Raw genomic sequence first — 16,125 nt, 5'->3', positions numbered from 1 at the left:
TTATTTGCTCTGCCCCTGTCCGGGGCGGGACTCACTTTCTTTGCTGCTGCAAAGAAAGTAAGCAAAGAAAGCAGCTTTCCACCGCCAATGCTTGCCAGTCGCCGCCAGACCGTTATGTCGGAGTGGTCCAACCGGGGGAGTGTCGTTAGCGGGGTTTCCTCGTTGTTGGCATGTAGAAGAGGCGCGCTCGTCGCACCGCTGCAGGGAGTGGATCAGCAGTCATACATCCGTCTTGGCACTTCGTGCCCGACGACAGGTGTGCAAGTGGTGGTGAATTGAAGCATGGAAGCGCGAACGTAGCGATAATTTTTCGTCTTGCCTGACGGGTGAGCGCGTAGCGCGAGGCTGGATGAATGACTGCTGGTCCACTACGTATAGCGGTGCGAGGCCCGTACCTCTTCTACATGCCAACAACGAGGAAACCCCGCTAACGACACTCCCCCGGTTGGACCACTCCGAACGAACGGCCTAGTGTCGACTGGCAAGGATTGGCGGTGTGAAGCTGCTTTCTTTGCTTACTTTCTTTGCAGCAGCAAAGAAAGTGAGTCCCGCCCCGGACAGGGGCAGAGCAAATAAACCGACATGAATACAAGTTCCATGGGAGCCCAAGCGCATCAAACGGTGTAACCCTCACCCTCAACCCCGCGCCCCTCGCTCACTCCTCGCGGGAGAAATCAGTTTCGACGACGCCTCGAAGGAGTGCATCATGTCGCTTGCCGCCCTCGAACATGCCGATCCAGCTCACCCCCGAGGTCAAGCCGACGGGGTCTGTGCCACAGCATGAGACCGGCGGACTGGGCAGCGCCGGCCGGGAGCGCCAATTGCTTGCGGCCGCATCGTACTGATTCCGGTACGCTCACGCTTTGCCTCCTGAAACGGACGACTATGAACAAGGCGCGAACAGGCGAGCCCGCCGAGCCACCGGCGCATTCGAGCGCGGACGCAGAGGGCCTGACGAGCAACCCGCGACCCGCGGGGCACATCGTCCTGGCGGACGCGGACAGCGACAGCTACCGCTCGTTGCGCCGCCGGCCGATGTCGCGCGCCGAGCGGTTCGAACTCGGCCGTAGCTTGCGCGAACGCGTTCACCGCAGTTCGCTCGGCGACTGGAAAGCGCCGTCGAACCGGCCCGACCCGGTCGAGCAGATCATGCATTCGCATGAGGGCAGGCTGGAGTGGCTGATCCCGATCCGGGTCGGCCGCATGGTGGCGTCGCCCTACGGTTTCCTGCGCGGCACGGCCGTCGTGATGGCCGAGGACGTCGCTCATCTGCCGGCGACCGGCATCACGCCGGTCATCTGCGGCGATGCCCACCTGGGTAACTTCGGCTTCTACGCTTCCCCGGAACGCGACCTCGTCATCGACCTGAACGACTTCGACGAGTCGCATCCCGGCGCGTGGGAGTGGGACCTGCGCCGGCTCGTCGCCAGCATCTGGGTGGCCGGCCGGCACACGGGCGCCACCGAAACGCAATGCCACGCCTCGGTCGCGTCGTGTGTCGCCGCTTACCGGGACGAAGTGCGCTTCCTCGCCAATGAGCCGCTGCTGTCGCGCTCCTATCAGCGGATCGACGTCGACCGGCTGCACGAGACGGCGACGGATAGCGCGCTCAGAGGCGAGATCGTGCGCGCGGCAAAGCGCGCGCGCAACCGGACCAGCGATCGCGCCGTGCCGCGCTTCACCACCGAGCGCGACGGACGGCGCTGTATCGTGGACGAACCTCCGTTGATCACCCGCGTGCCCGAAGCAGAAGCGGAGCGCGTTGCCGTCGCGCTCGACGAGTATCTCGGCACGCTGGCGTCGCACTGGCGCCGCGTGCTCGGCGGCTACACGCTGGTCGACATCGCGCATAAGGTGGTCGGCGTGGGCAGCGTGGGCTTGCGTGCCTACGTCGCGTTGCTCGAAGGCAGCAGCGCCGATGATGTCGTGTTCCTGCAACTCAAGCAGGCGCGGCGCTCCGTGCTGGCGCGCTTCGTTCACGGCGACTCGGCGTGGCACGCGCATCAGGGGCAACGCGTCGTCGAGTATCAGCAGGCCCTGCAAACGGTCAGCGACCCGCTGCTCGGCTGGACGACCATCGACGGGTTGCAGTATTACGTCAGGCAGTTTCGCAACATGAAGGGCACGATTCCACTCGACGCGCTCGACGCGGCGGCGCTCACCGATTACGCCGGGATCGTCGGCCATTTGCTGGCGAAGGGGCACGCGCGCACGAGCGGCGCTTCGATGATCGCGGGCTATGTGGGTTCGTCGGACAAGCTGGACAAGTCGCTGTGCCGCTTCGCCCGCGCCTATGCAGACCAGACCGAAGCGGACCACGAGGCGCTGGTGAAAGCGGTCGCTCGCGGTGTGCTGCCGGTCGAATACGCGGAGCCGGGCGGCGGAAAATCCGCATTTCGGCCGTAGCGTCTGGTTGCGCGCTCGTCGCCGGGATTCAAGGCGCGCCAAGCGCAGCGACTGACGCAAACAGAGCGCGGGGCCGCGTTTTATCCAATGACCACCGCGATCGGGCCCGTATTTTGCGCGCCTAAGTTCCCGACGCGGATTATTTAACCGCGCGGAGTGAATTCAAATCCGGCAAATGCGCTTTTTTAAAGGATTATTTTCTGCTGCCCCATACTGCGTGAGGAGCGAAACAACGGCAGGATCGCTCCAATTCATTTGATCGCTTAATCGACCGCCCGAGGAGACTTCAACATGACAACGCCATTTAATCCGCTTACCGATTTCACGAAGATGTTGGCGCAGTTCAATCTTCCGGGTGTCGATTCGACTGCGATTGCCGAGTCGAGGCGCAAGGATCTGGAAGCGCTTGCCGAAGCGAACCGGCTCGCCTATGAAGGCATGCAGGCACTGGTCCGAAAGCAGACCGAACTCCTGAACGAGAACGCGCGGGCCATTCAGGCTGCAGCGCAGCAAATTCAGGGCGCAAATCCTGCGGAAGTGTTCGCGAAGCAGGGTGAATTCGTTCAACAGTCGTTGCAGAAGGCGTTCGACAACATGCGCGAACTGGCTGAAATAGCACAGAAATCGCAGACGGCGGCGATGGCTGCGATGACCCATCGCGCCGAGGAAAGCATGGAGGCGTACAAGAAACTTCTGCCGCCGAAATGACCGTCGGGCCTTGCTGGGAGCCGGCCGTCCGCCGGCTTCCACAGCTGCCGCGCTTATATTTGGTGCACGGTTCCGGTCAGCCCGCCGTGGACCTGCGCACATCCCCGGACGACCCTCAGCAAACCACAACTGTGAAAAAGTGTGCTTGACGCCTGCCGAGACTGCCGTATGATGGTGACATTGTTGCAACGCAGCAAATTTCGGTAGTGACCCGGATTCTCCGGGCCATGGCGAACCTTTTTCCAGGAGCGGTCAATGTTCTCTTTTTCTTCCCAGCAAGCATCTCCGATTGCAGCGAATATGCAGGTTCTGGTCAGCGTGACAAAGCGTTATGCGACTGGTCTTCAGCAACTCGCCGAGTTGAACGTGCAAACCGTCAAGACGGTGTTTGAAGAAAGCAGTTCCGTCCTGAAAGCCGGTTCGGGCGCGAAAGCAGGCGATATTCTGAAGTCGCAAAAGACGCTGATCGCCGAAATCCCGGAGAAAGCAGCCGCCTATACCCGCCATTTCTTGTCGATCGTCCGTGCAACGGAAGCCGATATCCTGAATGAAGCGCGCGGCCAGTTCGAGCAATACGGTTTCCGTATGAAGGGTGTGTTCGAAGCGGCGCCGAAGGGACCGTTCGCGCTTCTGTCGAATTTCGCCACGGCATCGAAGGATGCCGCGAGCGAGTCGGCCGGTGCTGTCGTCGAAGCGAACGAGGCAGTCGCCCAGACCGCCGTCGATGCGACCGCCGACGCTGCCCAAGCCGGCTCGAAGCATTGATTCTGATCGTCCCGCGATACGTATCACTGCTGCTTTCGAAGCCCGCTTCAGGCGGGCTTTTTAATGCGCTCGACACCCTCAAGGAAAACCAATGAACCTCTTCGATCCGCTCGGCTCGGCGCACGAAGCGTTCTGGTCGCTTTTCGTAAGCGCACCCGCGGGGCTCGTCGCGCAGTGCTTCGTCGACCCGCAGACGACGGTGGCGAACCCCGCGCCGCAAGCGCCGCCGCAACCCGTGACCGATGTGCCCGCTTTCGCCCGCGACGATGCGTCGAACCGCCAGGTCCGCACGATTGCGCCCGCTGTCATGCCGCCCGCGCCGCTTGTGCAGGACGCCGACGCTCCGCAATGGTCGAGCGGCCGCTTCGAGCACGCCGGCGATACGCATCGCTTCAAGCTCTATGTTCCCGGCGGCTACCACGGCCAGCGGCTTCCGTTGATCGTCATGCTCCACGGCGCCCAACAAGACCCCGACGACTTCGCGGCAGGCACGGAAATGAATGCCGTCGCCGAAGCGGAGGGCTTTATCGTTGTCTATCCCGAGCAGTCGGAGGGCGCCAATCCGCTGAGGTGCTGGAACTGGTTTCGACCGGCCGACCAGATGCGCGATTCGGGCGAAACGGCGGCGATCGCCGCACTGACGCGCGAGGTCATGGCAACCTGCAGCGTCGACGAAGCTCGCGTCTACGTCGCGGGGATGTCTGCTGGCGGCGCGATGGCGGTGAATCTCGTGGTCACGCATCCGGACCTCTTTGCTGCCGCCGCGATCCATTCGGGCGTGCCCTACGGCGTCGCCGACGAGCCGCTTTCGGCACTCTGCGCGATGAACGATGGCATGGGCAAGGTGCGTCTGCCGGAGACGCCGTCCGATGGCACCGCGCCGCGCGTCGTGCCGCTGATCGTCTTTCACGGCGATGCCGACGACACCGTGCATCCGCGCAACAGCGACCAGATCGTCGCAATGAGACGGCTGCTGCTTGGTGAACCCGGCGACATGCAGCCCGCTGCGTCGACACACGTCGATGGTGCCGAGAACGGCCACGCCTATACGCGTCACGTCTATCGCGATCCCGAAGGCGTTCCGGGCGCCGAGCAGTGGCTCGTGCACGGGCTGGGTCACGCGTGGTCGGGCGGCCACCCGGGAGGCACTCATACCGATGCTCGCGGTCCTCACGCGACCCGCGAGATCGTGCGCTTCTTCGGTCAGTTTGCGCTCGACCGATAGCCGAAGCGCTCGCTGTCGCGCCAGCCCGCAGGCCGGGGGCTGACGACGGCACAACCCGCCTGCATTTCCTGACGCGAAGGCCCCGACCAGCGTGCGAAACTACCGGAATCCGAAGCACATCAGGCTTCGTCTCCGGTGAGCACATCATGGTCGATGAAAGCGGCAAGAAGCCGGTCGAGAGGCCGGTCGGATTCGCGAAAGGGCTGACGAACTATGGGGATCGCGAATTCAGCGTGTACCTGCGCCGCTCGTTCGCCAGCTCGATGGGCTACAGCCGGGAGATGCTCGATCGTCCGATCGTCGGAATCGCGCATTCGGCGAGCGGGTTCAACAACTGCCACCGCCATTTCCCCGAGTTGATCGACGCGGTCAAGCGCGGCGTATTGGCCGCGGGCGGCTTGCCGATCGAGTTTCCGACCATCTCGCTCGGCGAGACCTTCCTGACACCCACCAGCCTGAAGTTCCGCAATTTGATGTCGATGGACGTCGAGGAAATGACGCGCGCGCAGCCGATGGATTCGGTCGTGCTGCTCGGCGGCTGCGACAAGACGGTTCCGGCTCAGTTGATGGGCGCGGCGTCGGCGGACATTCCGGCGATCCAGCTCGTCGCAGGGCCGATGTCGACGAGCAGGCATCGCGGCGAACGGCTCGGCGCCTGCACCGATTGCCGACGCTTCTGGGCGAGGTTCAGGGCGAGGGAAATCGATGCTCAGGAGATCGAGGTCGTCGAGCGCCGCCTCGCGTCCACGGCCGGAACGTGTGCCGTGATGGGCACGGCCAGCACCATGGCGATCATCGCGGAAACGCTCGGCATGATGCCGGCGAACAGCGCCGCGTGCCCGGCGGTGGACGCGGACCGTCTGCGCATCGCGGAAGAAACGGGACGTGTCGCCTTCGATCTCATCGGCAAGCCGATCAGGCCGAGCGAGATCATCACGGAGAAATCGGTCGAAAATGCGCTGCGTGTCCTGCTGGCGATCGGCGGGTCCACCAACGCGGTGATTCACCTGACGGCCATTGCCGGGCGGCTGGGTCACAAGGTCGACCTGAACCGGCTGAACGCGCTGAGCGAAACCACACCCGTCCTGGTCAACCTGAAGCCGACCGGCGAGCACTACATGGAGGACCTGTACGCGGCCGGCGGCGTGCCGGCGATCCTGCGCGAGATCAGGCACCTGCTGCATCTGGAGTGCCGCATGGTGACGGGCGAGACGCTCGGCGACCGGCTCGACAATGTGACCTGGGTCGATGAGTCGGTGGTGCGGCCGTTCGCGCAGCCGGTGCGGGAAACGGGCGGCCTGGTTGCGCTGTTCGGCAACCTCGCGCCGCGCGGAGCCATCCTGAAACGCTCGGCGGCCGATCCCCGGTTGTTCGAGGCAGAAGGCCGGGCCGTCGTGTTCGATTCGCTTGAAGACCTGGCGAACCGCATCGACAGTGACGACCTCGACGTCACCGCGGACGACTTCCTCGTCCTTCGCAACGCGGGCCCGACAAGCGATTCGGCGATGCCGGAAGCGGGCTACCTGCCGATTCCGGGCAAGCTCGCGCGGGCGGGCGTCAAGGACATGGTCCGCATGTCCGACGCCCGCATGAGCGGGACGGCTTACGGAACCATCGTGCTGCACATCACGCCGGACGCTGCGTCGGGCGGCCCGCTCGGGCTCGTGCGCAATGGCGACCGCATCCGTCTTAGCGTGGCGAACCATTCGCTGGAACTGCTCGTGGCGGATGAGGAAATGAAGCGGCGCGCGGCCGCATTGCCTGCGCGTCCTGCATCGCGTGCGAAGCGTGGATACGCGAAACTGTACGAACGCGAAGTCCTCCAAGCCGACGAAGGCTGCGATTTCCAGTTTCTCAAGTAGCGGGGAAGCGCTAGCGCATGAACGACGCATCGTATCCATTGCACAGTTTGGGACGCGTGCGACTGCGACGCGATTTCCCATCCCCGGCACGACGCGAACAGGCAAACACCACTTCAGTAGTTGCCGCTTAAAGAGTAGTCTCCCCTCGCATTGACGATCAACAGTCGACAACAAACGATCAACGTTTATCGATCAACGACCAGCCGATCTTGATTCGGAGGAGACATCGATGGAAATTGAAACCCGCACCATGAAGCGCGTGATGGTCCGGCTCGTGCCGTTCCTGATTCTTTGCTATTTCGTTGCTTATCTCGACCGCGTCAACGTTGGCTTTGCTGCGCTGCAGATGAACAAGGCGCTCGGCTTCTCAGCCAGCGCGTTCGGCTTCGGCGCAGGGATTTTCTTCATCGCTTATTTCTTCTTCGAAGTCCCGTCCAATCTGCTGCTCGAGCGATTCGGCGCACGGCGATGGATCGCGCGGATCATGTTCACGTGGGGCATCCTCGCCGCGGCGATGGCCTACATCCCGCAGATTTCCCAATATACGGGCATGTCCGCCGCGCACGTCTTTTACAGCTTGCGAATCCTGCTGGGTGTTGCCGAAGCGGGATTTTTCCCCGGCATCATTTTTCTGCTGACGCTGTGGTTTCCCGCCGCGTATCGCGGACGCGTCGTCGGCTATTTCATGGCGGCCATTCCGCTGTCGACGGTAATCGGCGGTCCCATTTCCGGAGCGCTCCTGTCGATGGACGGCATCGCGGGAATGGCGGGCTGGCAATGGCTTTATCTCATCGAAGCGTTGCCCGCGTTGCTGCTGGCGTTCGTGGTGTTCTTCTACCTGACCGACAAGCCGGCCAATGCGCACTGGCTCGCGCCCGAAGAGCGCGAGTGGCTGGTCGCGCGTCAGGCGCACGAGCGCGAACATCGTGAGTCGGTGCACAACTTCAGCGTGAAGGAAGCGCTCTTCAATCCGCGTGTGCTCGCGATCGCGCTGATTTATTTTGGCGCCAACGCCACGAATTACGGCCTGAGTTTCTTCCTGCCGCAGATCGTCAAGTCGTTTGGCCTCACCAACTTGCAGACGGGCTTCGTGACGTCGTTGCCGTACATCGTCGGTGTGATCAGCATGGTCGCCTGGGGGCGCCATTCGGATCGCAAGCTGGAGCGCAAGTGGCACATTGCGATCGCGTTGCTGGTCGCGGCCGGGGGGATCGCGGCGTCGGCGGGGCTCGACAATCCGGTGCTCAAGATGGTCGCGCTGTCGGTGGCGGGGTTTGGCATCTTCGGCTGCCTGCCGGTGATCTGGACGCTGCCGGCGGCTTTCTTGTCGGGGGCGGCGGCGGCGGGCGGCATTGCCGCCATCAATTCGCTGGGTAATCTCGCGGGGTTTTTTGGGCATTATGCGATGGGCTTTATCAAGGACAGTACCGGGGGGTTCGGGGCGGGGCTGCTTTGTCTTGCTGGCGCAGGACTGGTCGGGGTGGCAGCGGTGCTGCTGCTGCGTCATGACACGGCGCTCGAGGCATCGTCGAAGCCGCGTGATGCGGGCGCGGCCGAGCGGAGCGCTGTTTAGGGCGCTGCCGACCCGGGCGCCGTGCGAACGAACAAGCACCCACCAAGGCTCACGAAGAATCGCCCGCCGACTCTGCCGAGCGGGCGTTCGCGCAAACCACGGCCATAGCGCCAGCGCCACTCATACCGACATATGATTCCCAACCGCGGCCTCCGTCCGTAACATGGGTTCATCCGAGCGGTTAGCGAGTCCACGATGCCCGCCCAAACTTCACGCACGGTCGAGGACAAGCGCTTGCATACCCGTCCATTGGTTTCCGTCATCGACGACGACGAGTCGGTTCGAGTCGCCACTTCCAGCCTGCTGCGCTCGCTGGGCTGGGAGGTGTGTCTTTATCCGTCTGCTGAATCCTTTCTCGAGTCGGGGTGCCTCGACGAGGTCGCCTGCGTCATCAGCGACATCCAGATGCCGGGGATGACAGGCCTGCAATTGCAGCAGCGTCTGCGCGAGATCGGACATGCATTGCCGATCATCTTCATCACGGCATTCGCGTCCGAAACCGCGCGCAGGCATGCGCTGGATGCCGGCGCCCTCTGCTTTCTCAGCAAGCCGGTGGACGGCGCAGCGGTGGCCGAATGCATGGACACGCTGCAGAAAGGGTTTCGCAAGGATTAAGGATCAAGGAGAATAAAGTACCCGTCGGCGTGTGATCGCAGGCGGATCAAAGGCCAGCGGTCGCCGGGTTGCACGGTTCCCGCTCGCGCCGGGCTTCATCACGGCGCAGGAGCTCCGGTATTCATCAACGAACGCCACTTTCGAACGCCTATGTTCATCCCGCGCCATGCGCGCTTGCGCCTGTTCCCGATCATCGGTCGGCTGAGCCTGTGACAAGCGACCGCCCTCGCGCTTCGCGCACGGCACGGCGCGACGCCCGCGTCGCGTGGACGCTTGCCGCCGTCATCGCGCTCGTGGTGTTCCTGATCGACGCGCTGACGCCGCTCGATATCGCGATCGCCGTGCTCTATGTCGTGGTCGTGCTGCTGGTCGCTTCGACCGGCAACCGCCCGGCGACGATCGCGACCGCGTGGGGTTGCGTGTTCCTCACGCTCGCGGGCTTCGTGTTGTCGCACGATGAGCTGTATTCGAACGGGGCGCTCGCGCGCTGCGCGGTGAGCCTGCTCGCCATCGCGACGACCTCCGTCCTGACGCTGCGCAACATGGCGGCCACGGCGAGCCTGCACAGGGAGGTCGAGGAACGCAAGCAGGCGGAGCAGGCGCTCGAACGCAGCGAAGCTTTCCTGCTCGATGCGCAACGCCTGAGCCGCACCGGCAGCATCGCGACGCGCCTGCCCGAAGGGCCGATGTGGTGGTCCGACGAGGCTTACCGGATCTTCGACTACACGCCGGACGTGGTCCCGTCGATCGAGGCGATCCTGGCCCGCACCCACCCCGACGATCGCGCGGTCGTGCGCGGCGCCCATGAACGGGCCGTCGGCGGGGCGCCGCAGATCGATGTCGAACACCGGCTCGCGATGCCCGATGGCGGGCTCAAGTACGTGCATTACGTAGCCCATCTCGCCGCGCCGCGGGCGGATTGCATCGAATACGTCGGCGCGCTGATGGACGTGACCGAGACGAAGCTCGCCCAAGAGGCGCTTGCACGGTCCACCGCCGAACTCGCGCATGTGACGCGCATCACCATGCTCGGCGAACTGGCCGCTTCGATCGCGCACGAGGTCACGCAGCCGATCGCGGCCATCGTCACGTGCGGCGATGCCGCCTTGCGCTGGCTGAATCGCCCGGTCCCGGATATGGCTGAAGCGAAGCAGTCGATCACGCAGATGATCCGCGATGCAAAGCGCGCAAGCGAGGTCATCCTGCGAATCCGCTCGATGGCGAAAAAGCGTGATCGTCTTCCCGTCACGCTGGACCTCAACGAGATCGTCGAGGAATCGGTCCAACTGGTGCGGCGCGAGCTGGACGAGCATCGCGTCGACGTGCGCATCGACCTCGCCGTGCCGACGCCAGCGGTGGTTTGCGACCGCGTGCAGTTGCAGCAGGTGCTGATCAACCTCATCATGAACGCTGCGCAAGCCCTCGCCGACACGCGCGGAGCGCGCCGCGTGCGGATCGAGACGCGCCGCTTCGACGACCAGCATGCACAGGTCGTCGTGCAGGATTCGGGCGCCGGCATCAGCGAGGAAAACGCGAGCCGTCTCTTCAATGCGTTCTTTACGACCAAAGCCGAAGGCACGGGCATGGGGCTGTCGATCTGCCGCTCGATCGTCGAGGCGCACGGCGGCCGCATCTGGGCCGAGTCGCCGGAAGAAGGCGGCGCGGTGCTGCAGTTCATCCTGCCCGTCGAGGAGGGGAGACGTCATGAGCAATGAGACACGCGGCGACACGAGCCACGCGGGCAATGCAATCGTCTACGTAGTCGACGACGACGAGTCGATGCGCGAGGCCGTCAGCATGTTGCTGCGCTCGGTCGGGCTTGGCGTGGAGACGTTCGCTTGCGCGCAGGAGTTCCTCGCCTTCGACATGCCGGATGTGCCGAGCTGCCTCATCCTCGACGTCCGGCTCAAGGGACAAAGCGGCCTCGCGGTGCAGGAACAGATGGCGTCGAGCGATCTCGGCCTGCCGATCGTCTTCATGACCGCGCACGGCGACATCGCGATGACCGTGAAGGCGATGAAGGCCGGCGCGAAGGACTTTCTCGCCAAGCCGTTCCGGGACCAGGACATGCTCGATGCCGTCGAGCACGCGCTCGCGAGCGACGAGGAGCGGCGCCGGGCCAGCCGCTCGGTGGCCGATCTGCGCCGCTCCTACGAATCGCTCACGCCGCGCGAACGCGAAGTGATGGCTTTCGTCGTCACCGGGCTGATGAACAAGCAGATCGCGGCGGAACTGAACCTGAGCGAAATCACCGTGAAGATTCATCGCGGACAGGCAATGAAAAAAATGGGCGCGCGCTCGCTGGCCGATTTCGTTCGCAAGGCGGAAGCGCTCGGGATCAAGCCGCCGCAAGGCGCGTCGACACAGGCGCGCACGCAGCGGACGTGAATGCGGGACGCCACGGATCAGCATTCGCATCCGAACGCCCTATACTGGGTTGGTCTGCCTGACATCGGCAGTGCAATTGCGGTAGCCGTTCGCATGACTGTTCGAGCTTCACCCCACTTGCCTGTCAGGACGACCCATGCTGACAATCGACGACATCCGTGCGGTTCCGCTGTTTTCCGCGCTCCCCGACACCGAACTCGAGCATCTCGCGAACACGTCCGCGGACCTGCATCTGTGCCCGGGCGAATATGCGGTCCACGAAGGCGGCGAGCGCGCGCTGTACGCTGTCCTGTCCGGCAAGATGGAAGTCGTCAAGACATTCGACGGTATCGAGCGCACGCTGGGCTGGCGCCTGCCCGGAACGATCTTCGGTGAAGTGCCGCTCGCGCTGAGTTCGCCGTTTCCGGGTGGCTACCGGGCCGCGCAGCCGTCGCGGGTCATGCGAGTCGACGCCCAGCGCTACTACGTGCTTGCTGCCGCGTCGCCGGAAGTCGCGGTCAAGATGGGCGCGCTCGCGCGTGAGCGCATCGGCGGGTTGCAGGGTCTGTCGGCCGAGCCGCCCAAGGCTCGCGTGACCATGGTCGGCAGTCGCTGGGACACCGCTTGCACAGCGGTGCGCCAGTTCCTCGCCCGCAACCAGATCAGCTACGACTGGATGACACTGGATGCGCCGGAATTGCCGGCGCGCTGGCCGGGAACGTGTCCGTCGGAGGAGGCGTGCCCGGCGTTGCGACTGGTCGACGGGACGGTGCTGAGCCGGCCTTCGACACGCGAACTCGCCGGATTGCTCGGACTGCAGACGCAGCCGCGTCTCGCCGAATACGACACGTTGATCATCGGCGGCGGGCCGGCCGGTCTCGCCGCAGCCGTGTACGGCGCGTCGGAAGGCTTGCGTACCGTCGTGCTGGAGCGCGAAGCGCCGGGCGGGCAGGCGGGTACGTCATCGCGCATCGAGAACTATCTCGGCTTTCCCAACGGCGTGTCCGGCGACGAACTCGCGAGCCGTGCGTTGCAACAGGCACGGCGGCTGGGCGCGGAGATCCTGGTGACACGGTCGGTTGCGCGATTCGATGTCGCCGGGCGTACCGTTCATCTCGACGGCGGCGACGCCATCCGGTCGAAGACGATCATTCTCGCGACTGGCGTCACCTGGCGCCGTCTCGCGATCGAAGGCTTCGACCGGTTGATCGGCAAGGGTATCTACTACGGCGCATCACGCAGCGAAGCGAGCGCAACGCACGGACTCGACATCTACCTGATCGGAGGCGGAAACTCGGCCGGGCAGGCCGCCTTGTACTTCGCCAATCATGCGCGCAGCGTGACGCTCATCCTGCGAGGGGATTCCCTGCACAAGAGCATGTCCCGCTACCTCGTCGAACAGCTTCAGGGCAAGGCGAACGTGGCGGTGCAAGTACGCTCGGAGGTGGTCGGCGCGCACGGCGATACGCATTTGACGGCGATCGACATCCGCGACGAAGCGAGCGCGGAGGTGCGCCGGCACGATTGTGGCGGCCTGTTCGTGTTCATTGGCGCCGATGCCGAGACCGACTGGTTGCCGCCGGAAATCGCGCGCGACGCGCGAGGCTACGTGCTCACCGGAGACGACGTGGTCAAGGCGGGACGCTGGTCCCATCACCGCGATCCCTATCTGCTCGAATCGAGCGTGCCTGGCGTGTTCGCCTGTGGGGACGTGAGGTTGAGCCCGGTCAAGCGCGTCGCGTCGGCGGTCGGCGAGGGCAGCATGGCGATCGCGTTCGCCCACAAGTATCTACAGCACGACGCCAGATAGTGCGGGTGATTGCGCGAGGCGTCATCGGCAGGTCACGCGAGGGCTCGATAATCGGACGCATCGAACTGAACTCGTCCGAACCCAGGCACACGTGACACCCCTACAGACACATCATCGAGGCTTTCGCCTGCTGGCGAGCGCCAAGCAGACCGAGGACGGGCTGCACGCCGCCAATATCATCATCGAAGAACCGGGCTGCCGCGCCAGAACCTTCAGCGATCTCGACTACTTCTACGACGGCATCGACGCCGTGAAATACGCGACCGTCTGGGGACGCATCTGGATCGAAACGAACGCGCGAGCCTGAAGCGTTTGGGTGGCGCATGCGATCCATGTCAGGCATACAAAAAAAGTAGATAACCGCGACGCCATGCGCGACGCGGCCAAAGTCGTGGCTGCGGACCCGCGTAACGAGCCGCAGTTTCAGGCGGCCATCGCGCGCAGCATTTTCACGGCCGCCTGCGATTCGCCTTTCTTCTCCTTGTTGAGCCAGCGAACCGCCTCGTTCACCGCATCCTTGTCGTCCGAGCAAGCGGCAACGCGGCGCACGACCGCTTCGCTTGCGATCACGTCGTCGAGCTTGCCGAGCGCGGCCTGCGCGGCGCTCAGGTGTTCCATCGTATGCCTGTGCCCGCGTTCGAGAACGGGCGAGAAGAGCTCGATCAGGCATTGCAGCCTGGCCGCGGCTTCCTCGATGCTGCGCAAAGCCTTGGCGTCCATGCGTTTCGTCCTGACGACGCGTTGCTCCTTCTTCCTGAGCACGTTGTCAGCCATTGAAACGCGTGCCCGGGCAAATTCTTCGAGCGTCTGGTCCACGTTCCGTGCTTCGAGGCAACGGCGTGCGTCGGCGAGCGCGCGCCGTAGCATCACGTCCACGCCCGCTTTCCTTATCGAATGACAACTCGAAACCGAAGCGTCGCGCCACTCCTTGCTGATCGTGCGCATGACGGGCGCGACCCGCGAGCCGGTGTTGCGCGCACGCGAGAGAAGGCCACACGCGGCGTCGAGTTCGCGCGGTTCGCGGGCGATATCCGCAATCCGCTTGAACCGTTTCCTCACGACACGCGCCTTGTCCTCGTCGAGCAGCGGCTCAAAGGCCCACCAGATCGCGCGCAGGCGAAGCAGCGTCGTGCAAAGCTCGTGCAGCGCATGGGGATCGGTTTCCGATCCCAGCTTCTCGGTCTGTTGCAGGGCATCGCTCGCGAGCGGCGCGGTCAGCATGACGAACGCGTCGGCGACAGGCTGGTCGCGGAGTACGAGCGACATCGACCGGTGTGTCCGCGACGCAATCGACTTCGAAGGGCGCAAACTCGTTGGTGCGGCCGTTGGGGCGAAGGTCAATGTCATCGTCTCGGAGTGGGCGAGTGTTGCACGACGGACTGCTTTTGTTGTTTTGATGTCGTCGTGCCTAAAGGGTCCGGCCTGGTCCCGCGAAACCATAGACCTCTTCGATGTCAGCCTTGTGACAGCGTGGCGACATAAACGGCCGGTGACGCCTGCGCCGAGCCCGGATGCGGGTCGGCCGGGTTCGATGGGGCAATGAGACGCCCGACCGTCCCGGCTCTCGCAGCGTCCTCAGGCGTTGGACGGCCGTCCCGTTTTCACTGCTTCGAGTTGGTTGATGGCGTCGAGCAGTTGCTTGGCGGGGACCGCGTCGAGCATCGCCAACGCCGCACGGAGCAGTTCGCTCTTTTTCACGCGAACGCCGCTGTCCAGGCATTTTTGCTTGAGCGATGCGATCTTCACGTAGTCCGATTTGGGCATGGTGAAGCTGTCGCGCACGACCTTTTCCTTCTTCGGGCGTTTGCTTTTTCCGTCGGCCGGTGCGGGCGGGACCGTGGCTTCCGCATTGGCAGCGGACTTCGTATCGGCTTTTTTAGCCGTCTTCGAGGCCGCTGCTTTCTTTGCCACAGGCGCTTTCGATTGGGGTTTGGCCGCTGCTTCAGGCTTGACCTTCTTTCTTGCTGCGGCACTTCGGGATGACTGAGGTGCCTTCTTGACCGGCGCTTGGCTTTCAGGGGTCTCCATCTGTTTCTCCTTTTATGGTAGGCGGAAACAGTATATACAGTTTTTGGGCGGTGAATACACGGTCGGTCACCTGTGGAGGCGCGCCGCAGATGACTTCAGGCGGCTCGATGATCCGTTAGCCGCCGGGTGCGGGCAGCACCCCGATACACCACCGAACCCCAGGCGCCAGCGCCCACCCTCCCCAATTCCCCAAACAGATGGCCAAACCGGCATCTTTTCGATGCAAGAGTCCAGCGCCCGACCTGCGACACTCATGCCATGCTCATCGAAAACCGGCGGGCCTTGAATACGGAATTGCGTCGTACCGGACGCGCCATTGAATCGTGAAACGTGAAAGTCCGCGAAGTCCGCCCGAGCACGAAAAACCAGCCGAACTCCCGGCGAGGAGCGTACGCGCGCCGCGTTATTCGCAAGACGACGCGTTGGCGATCGAACGACTCTATTCCACCCTCAAGCGCGATGAGCTGACCCTCGACGACTGGCTGATCGCCGCCGGGATCACGCTGTTCGCCGCTTCGATCCTGGTGTTCGTGGTCATCGCGGCGATCCAGATCGTTAATTCGGTGGTGCGGCTGTAGCATTCACCAAGCCTAGACCGGCTTCCTGATGATCGATGTCGACAACTTCAAGTCCGATATCGACACTTACGGCATCGGTGGAGTTGCGCAGACCCCGCATGGCGATGAGTGCGCGAAGCAGCAGATCGAAGCCGATATGGACTTTGTATCGGGCCAAGCGCGACGGGCGAAATCGGATCGTCACGGTT

The 16,125-nt window shown here is 63.8% G+C and carries 15 protein-coding genes; 13 read left to right on the top strand and 2 right to left on the bottom strand.

Features of this window, described 5'->3' with window-relative positions; genetic code table 11:
- The 12 genes from AWB68_RS49470 to AWB68_RS16200 form a co-directional block, all read left to right on the top strand.
- Nucleotides 1-279 (top strand): hypothetical protein (locus AWB68_RS49470; protein WP_143281961.1); only part of this gene is annotated, 279 nt, incomplete at its 5' end.
- 606 nt (nt 280-885) lie between these two features.
- Nucleotides 886-2,406 (top strand): DUF2252 domain-containing protein, encoded by a 1,521-nt coding sequence (locus AWB68_RS16250; protein WP_087645378.1) that lies wholly within the window; start codon nt 886-888, stop codon nt 2,404-2,406.
- A gap of 291 nt (nt 2,407-2,697) precedes the next feature.
- Nucleotides 2,698-3,114, top strand: coding sequence for a phasin family protein (locus AWB68_RS16245; RefSeq protein ID WP_087645377.1), 417 nt, complete (start codon nt 2,698-2,700; stop codon nt 3,112-3,114).
- Between the two features lie 255 nt (nt 3,115-3,369).
- Nucleotides 3,370-3,879 carry a TIGR01841 family phasin gene (gene phaP / locus AWB68_RS16240; RefSeq protein WP_087645376.1) on the top strand — a complete coding sequence of 170 codons (510 nt, stop codon included), beginning with the start codon at nt 3,370-3,372 and terminating at the stop codon, nt 3,877-3,879.
- Between the two features lie 91 nt (nt 3,880-3,970).
- Nucleotides 3,971-5,104 carry an extracellular catalytic domain type 1 short-chain-length polyhydroxyalkanoate depolymerase gene (locus AWB68_RS16235; RefSeq protein ID WP_087645375.1) on the top strand — a complete coding sequence of 378 codons (1,134 nt, stop codon included), beginning with the start codon at nt 3,971-3,973 and terminating at the stop codon, nt 5,102-5,104.
- A gap of 146 nt (nt 5,105-5,250) precedes the next feature.
- The gene (locus AWB68_RS16230; RefSeq protein ID WP_087645374.1) at nt 5,251-6,966 is read left to right on the top strand and encodes a dihydroxy-acid dehydratase; all 1,716 of its coding nucleotides are present in this window, start codon (nt 5,251-5,253) and stop codon (nt 6,964-6,966) included.
- A 229-nt stretch (nt 6,967-7,195) separates the two neighbouring features.
- Nucleotides 7,196-8,539, top strand: a complete 1,344-nt coding sequence (locus AWB68_RS16225; protein WP_087645373.1) for an MFS transporter — start codon at nt 7,196-7,198, stop codon at nt 8,537-8,539.
- A gap of 234 nt (nt 8,540-8,773) precedes the next feature.
- Nucleotides 8,774-9,154: a response regulator transcription factor gene (locus AWB68_RS16220; protein WP_087645381.1), complete on the top strand. Its 381-nt coding sequence runs from the start codon at nt 8,774-8,776 to the stop codon at nt 9,152-9,154.
- Nucleotides 9,155-9,363: 209 nt separating this feature from the next.
- Nucleotides 9,364-10,869: a sensor histidine kinase gene (locus AWB68_RS16215; protein ID WP_087645372.1), complete on the top strand. Its 1,506-nt coding sequence runs from the start codon at nt 9,364-9,366 to the stop codon at nt 10,867-10,869.
- Nucleotides 10,859-11,542 (top strand): response regulator transcription factor, encoded by a 684-nt coding sequence (locus AWB68_RS16210; protein WP_087645371.1) that lies wholly within the window; start codon nt 10,859-10,861, stop codon nt 11,540-11,542. The genes AWB68_RS16215 and AWB68_RS16210 overlap by 11 nt, the downstream gene beginning before the upstream one ends.
- Nucleotides 11,543-11,678: 136 nt before the next feature.
- Nucleotides 11,679-13,331, top strand: a complete 1,653-nt coding sequence (locus AWB68_RS16205) for an FAD-dependent oxidoreductase (RefSeq protein ID WP_087645370.1) — start codon at nt 11,679-11,681, stop codon at nt 13,329-13,331.
- A gap of 91 nt (nt 13,332-13,422) precedes the next feature.
- Complete coding sequence (locus tag AWB68_RS16200) at nt 13,423-13,638, top strand: hypothetical protein (RefSeq protein WP_087645369.1); 216 nt, start codon at nt 13,423-13,425, stop codon at nt 13,636-13,638.
- 116 nt (nt 13,639-13,754) lie between these two features.
- On the opposite strand, the gene AWB68_RS16195 is transcribed toward AWB68_RS16200, so the two are convergent.
- On the bottom strand, nt 13,755-14,597 hold the full coding sequence (locus AWB68_RS16195; RefSeq protein ID WP_235028355.1) for a CHAD domain-containing protein: 843 nt from the start codon (nt 14,595-14,597) through the stop codon (nt 13,755-13,757).
- Between the two features lie 309 nt (nt 14,598-14,906).
- The gene (locus AWB68_RS16190; RefSeq protein ID WP_087645368.1) at nt 14,907-15,359 is read right to left on the bottom strand and encodes a hypothetical protein; all 453 of its coding nucleotides are present in this window, start codon (nt 15,357-15,359) and stop codon (nt 14,907-14,909) included.
- A 422-nt stretch (nt 15,360-15,781) separates the two neighbouring features.
- Here AWB68_RS16190 and AWB68_RS48215 point away from each other — a divergent pair, with 422 nt between their 5' ends.
- Complete coding sequence (locus AWB68_RS48215; RefSeq protein ID WP_160110021.1) at nt 15,782-15,937, top strand: hypothetical protein; 156 nt, start codon at nt 15,782-15,784, stop codon at nt 15,935-15,937.
- Nucleotides 15,938-16,125: the final 188 nt, after the last annotated feature.

The sequence above is a fragment of the Caballeronia choica genome, assembly GCF_001544535.1.
Taxonomy (GTDB): domain Bacteria; phylum Pseudomonadota; class Gammaproteobacteria; order Burkholderiales; family Burkholderiaceae; genus Caballeronia; species Caballeronia choica.
Note: the sequence above shows the minus strand (reverse complement) of the source record. Positions and strands in the feature narration are given on the sequence as shown.